General features: G+C 46.3%; 2 protein-coding genes. Both read left to right on the forward strand.

The features are described 5' to 3' along the window. A partial coding sequence (locus H6F88_RS08365) for an AAA family ATPase (RefSeq protein WP_190642296.1) occupies window positions 1-4,816 on the forward strand: 4,816 nt, incomplete at its 5' end. Between the two features lie 47 nt (window positions 4,817-4,863). Continuing rightward, complete coding sequence (locus H6F88_RS08370) at window positions 4,864-5,475, forward strand: response regulator (RefSeq protein WP_190642297.1); 612 nt, start codon at window positions 4,864-4,866, stop codon at window positions 5,473-5,475. The last annotated feature ends 188 nt before the right edge of the window (window positions 5,476-5,663 follow it).

Below are 5,663 nucleotides of genomic sequence, written 5' to 3' on the forward strand. Positions count from 1 at the left end.
ACCTGTTTCAAACCTGATTATGAAACTGATGGCAAAAAATGCAGAGGATCGTTATCAAAGTGCCTGGGGTATCAAAGCAGATCTAGAGCGCTGTGCCCAACAACTGGCAGAAACGGGTCAGATTAACACCCTATCGTTGGGACTGCAAGATGTTTCCGAGCAGTTCCGCATTCCTCAAAAACTGTATGGGCGAGAAGCGGAGATCGAAGCATTATGGGTAGCGTTTGACAGAGTGACGGGGAATCGGGAATCGGGAGCCGGAAATCGGGAAAAACACCCTACACCCTCATGCAGTGAAATGATGCTGGTCTCTGGTTATTCTGGCATTGGCAAAACGGCATTGGTGCAGGAACTCCATAAACCGATCACCGCAAAGCACGGCTATTTTATCTCTGGCAAATTTGACCAATTTGGGCGCAATATTCCCTACAGCGCGATTGTCGATGCCCTGCAAAAGTTGGTGCAGCAACTCTTGGGCGAACCCAATGAACAGGTGGAAGTATGGCGATCGCGTCTACTCACTGCTTTGGGAAGTAATGGGCAAATCATCATTGATGTCATTCCCGAAGTTGAGTTCATTATTGGTAAGCAGCCACCTGTGCCCAAAGTTGGAGCAACAGAAGCACAGAATCGCTTCAATCTCACGTTTCAAAGGTTTGTGCGGGCGTTTTGTGCAAAAGAGCATCCCCTAGTCATTTTTTTAGACGATCTACAGTGGATCGATTCTGCGACGTTGAAGTTAATTGAACTCATCTTACTTGATGAGCAAATCCAGTATCTGTTTTTGATCGGAGCCTACCGAGATCATGAAGTGTCTCCAACGCATTCATTAATTTTGATGCTGGAGAGCTTGCGAAAGCAGGGAGCAGAGCTTCAAGAAATTACCCTGACTCCTTTAACGTTGGAACCGTTGACTCAACTGGTGGCTGAGACATTACATCGCAATCCTGATACTGATACCGTTCGTTCCTTAGCCCAAGCTGTGTCACGTAAAACCGAGGGCAACCCTTTCTTTGTGGGTGAATTTTTGAAGCTGCTGTATGGCGAAAACCTGTTGACCTTTGATGCCCAACAGTTGAGTTGGCAGTGGAACCTGGCTGAGATTGAAGCTCAAGATATCACCGATAATGTGGTGGAGTTACTGCTGCGTCAGTTGCAGAAATTGCCGGAAGCAACACAGCAAAATCTCTGCATCGCGGCTTGTGTCGGGGCTGAATTTGATTTAGAGACGTTGGCGTTTAGCGCAGAGCGCAACTCCGAAGGAACCGTTTGCGAAAAATCACCGAAAGCAATTTTCCAGGATCTACTAGCAGCAATACAAGCGGGATTAATTCAACCTCTGTCTGACTTGGACGAAGGTTTGTTGGTTCAAGAGTATAAGTTTCTGCACGATCGCGTGCAGCAAGCGGCTGATGCTTTGATTGATGAATCGCAGAAACAGGTTGTTCATCTTCAAATCGGTCGCAATTTGCTCGAAAAAACTTCACCAGAGCAACGATCCGATCGGTTGTTTGAAATCATTGATCATCTCAATCAGGGAATTGAGCTAGTCACTGCTCGAGCAGAACGAACTGAAATTGCTAGATTGAATTTAAGGGCAGGTCAGAAAGCAAAGGCAGCAACGGCTTATGAAGCAGCTTTTAAGTATTTCACGACAGGGATTCAACTCCTCAATTCAGAGAGTTGGCAGAGTGAGTATGATCTCACCTTAGCGTTGTACTCAGAAGCAGCAGAAGCGGCGTATCTCCAGGGTCGCTTTGATGAGATGGAACAGTTGGTAGAAGTGGTACTCGCTCGTGCCAAAACAGTGGTTGACAAAGTGCAGGTTTACGATAGCAGAATTCAAGGATATTTGTCACAGGGCAACCTGAAAGAAACACTCAAAACTGGATTGGAAGCGTTAAAGCTCTTGGGAATAGATTTAATAGAAAATCCAAGTCGGGCAGATATTCAAAGGGAATTGGAGTCAACGGCTGCATTACTCGCTGAACGAGAAATCGAAGACTTGAGTAATTTACCAGAGATTGCTGCACCAGAACCACTGGCAGCTATAACAATCCTATCGAATATAGGGTCTGCTGCATTTATAACGTTACCAGCACTGTGGATATTGATTATATGCAGAACGGTAAGTTTATCAATCACCTACGGTAATGCTATCTGGTCACCGATGTATTATGCTGCCTACGGATTTGTTCTATGTGGAGTTGTTCAAGACATTGAACTCGGCTATAAATTTGGTCAATTGGCTCTTACCTCGGCAGAACGATTGAATAACAAAAGAGGCAAGGCTAGAACCCTAAGGTTTTCGGGTACCCATATCATGCAATGGAAGGTGCATCTTAGGAACATAATACCAATGCTGGCTGATGCCTATCAAAGTGGAGTGGAAACTGGAGACTTTGAATGTGCTGGTTATGCTGCCTATAACGTATGCTATAACTCGTTTTCTGCTGGAGAGGAACTCACCCAACTGGAACAAAAAACAGCAACCTATAGCAAAGCGATTAATCAAATCAGACGGAAAAGCCCCTCGAATTGGCTTGCAATAGTGTGGCAGACCATTCTTAATTTGTTAGATAGGTCTGAGAATCCCAGTCGCTTAGTTGGTCGGGTGTGTGATGAAGAGGAGGCGTTATCACACGCTATTGCAGTTAAAGATAGAACTGTAATTCAAATAGTCTATTTACACAAAGTCATGTTGTGTTATCTATTTGAAGAACACCATCAAGCTGTACAGACTGCTGTTTTGGCAAGGCAACATTTTGAAGAGGTGTCAGCAATAATAAGTCTACCTGTATTCTGTTTCTATCATTCTATGGCGCTTTTGAGCCTATCGCTCGATGCTTCAAACTCTGAAAAAGTAGCTTGGCTAAACTGTGTTAATACCAACCAAGAAAAAATGCAGAAATGGGCAGAACACGCCCCAATGAATTATTTACATAAATTTTATCTAGTCGAGGCAGAGAAAGCGCGAGTCTTAGGGCAATTTTTTGAGGCTGAAGAGTTTTATGAACGAGCGATTCAAGGAGCCAGAGAAAATGAGTATATTCAGGAAGAAGCATTAGCTTATGAATTAGCGGCTAAACATTATCTAGCGCGAGGTCGAGAAAAATTTGCCCAGCTCTACATGAAAGAAGCACACTACTGCTATGAAAGATGGGGAGCGATGGCAAAAGTCAAAGATTTAGAAACTCGCTACCCGCAGTTCTTTTCTCAATCACCGGTTGTGACCTACACGCCAATCCATACAACTTCTAGAACTACTTCTGCTCGCTTAGACAGCGCGATCGATTTGGCTGCGGTAATGAAAGCAGCTCAAGCTCTTTCAGAAATCATCCATCTCGATCAATTGATCGCCACGTTAATGCAGGTGGTGATAGAAAATGCCGGAGCCGAAACAGGCGCTCTAGTGCTCCTAGAAGACGATCAACTCACTGTGGTGGCTCGGTGCAGTGGGAGTAGACAGTGCAACCTGGAAAAGATCGCTGTTACTGACTGTGCAACGATTCCTGTCCCCGTCATTTACTCAGTAGAACGTACTCAAGAAACTCTGGTGTTTGATGATGCAGTCAGCGAACCATCTTTTTTGACTGATCCTCATATTCAACACCAACAGACGCGATCGCTCCTTTGTATGCCAATTCTCAAGCAAAGTCAACTGATTGGCATCCTTTATTTGGAGAACAATCTTAGTACCGAAGTGTTTACCCGCGATCGCTTACAAGTCCTCAAACTTTTGATGGCTCAGGCAGCAATTTCACTAGAGAATGCTCGGTTATATGAACAGTTAGCAAACTATACCGAAACATTGGAAAGGAAGGTAGAAGAGCGAACTCAATCCCTACAAGCCTCTGAAGCAGAACTGCGGGCACTCGTTTCAGCCATTCCCGATCCGCTGTTTGTCCTTACTGCTGAAGGGCGACTGGTCGAAGCAGTCGAAGTGAAACCGAATCGGTTGTATCGACCTATTGAGGAGCAGATTGGTCAAACACTGCACCAGATTTTTGAAAAAGAACAATCCGATGAATTCCTGAGTTACATTCGGCAAGTACTGAGAACCCAACAAATGCTCACAGTTGAGTACAGCTTGCAGATAGCTGAACAAAAAGCCTGGTTTTCGGCTCGCATTGCTCCAATCGACTACGACCAGGTGATTTGGCTGGCACGAGATATTACGGCGCTGAAGCAAGCAGAAGAAGCCTCAATTTTAGAGGAGCGCAACCGCATGGCACGTGAGATACACGACACACTCGCTCAGTCCTTTACAGGCATTCTGGCTCAGGTGGGAGCGGCAAAACAGGTGCTCACGGATGATGTAGAAGCAACTGGGGCACATCTAGACCTGATCAAAGAATTGGCGCGAACTGGACTGGTTGAAGCACGGCGATCGGTCGTCGCGCTCCGTCCTCAGCTTTTGGAGGAAGGCAATTTACAGAGCGCTCTCCATCGTCTCGTCGCTCAAATCAGAGCGGCTGCAAACGATACTACTTTGTATTATGAGGTCAAGGGGACAGCGTATGCTCTCCCCACTGAAGTCGAGAATAACCTACTGCGGATGGGGCAGGAAGCATTAACCAATGCGATCAAATACGCCAATGCTGACGAAATTCGAGTGGAGCTAGCCTACGATCGCGACCAGGTTTGCTTGCGCGTGAGAGACAATGGGCAGGGCTTTGGGGTTGGAAGCATCCCGTCCTCTAAGGGTTTTGGCTTACTCGGCATGAGCGAACGGGCAGAGCGCATCGGCGCACAACTGACGATTCGGAGTCAACCTGGGCAGGGAACAGAGATTATCGTAGTCGTTGGGGTGTAGGATGAAATGACTAATCCACATCTCACACCCCACACCCCACACCCCCAATTCGAGTTCTGATTGCGGACGATCATGCTATTTTTCGACAAGGATTAGCCACGATTATTAACCGTGACCCAGAGATGCAAGTGATTGCCCAAGCCGAGAATGGGGAACAAGCGATCGCGTTATTTGAGGAACACCAACCGGATATCACACTGATGGATCTGCGAATGCCGGAAGTGGAAGGAGTTGCCGCCATCGGTGCAATTTGTGCTGCTGCTAAATCCGCTCGGATTATTGTACTGACCACGTATGATAGTGACGAAGATATTTATCGGGGATTGCAGGCAGGCGCAAAAGGATATCTGTTGAAAGAAACTGAACCGGACGAGCTTCTGAATGCGATTCGTACCATTCATCGGGGTCAGCAGTATATTCCGCCCGATGTGGGAGCAAAGTTGGTACAGCGCCTCAGCAATCCAGAACTGAGTGAACGAGAACTAGCAGTACTCCGCTCACTCGCACAGGGGATGAGTAATGCCGATATTACGACTGCTTTGAGCATCGGTGAAGGCACGGTCAAATCTCATGTCAATCGGATTTTGAATAAGTTAGATGTGAGCGATCGCACCCAAGCGGTGATTGTTGCTGTGAAACGCGGCATCGTGAGTTTGTAGGGTGTACTTTCGATCGAGTTGAGAGTCTAACTTAAGTTAGAGCCGGCCTTCTACTTTGCGATCGCAAAGTTACTCGAAACTGTCAGATCTGGGTACTCAGATCACCGCTTTTTTCATCACCTCTTATCATCAGAAGCTTCCTCTTTCCCATTTGCGATTAGATGGCTTGAAATAAATCTTTCAATTCA

This window comes from Oculatella sp. FACHB-28, from assembly GCF_014696015.1.
Lineage (GTDB): Bacteria > Cyanobacteriota > Cyanobacteriia > Elainellales > Elainellaceae > JAAUTN01.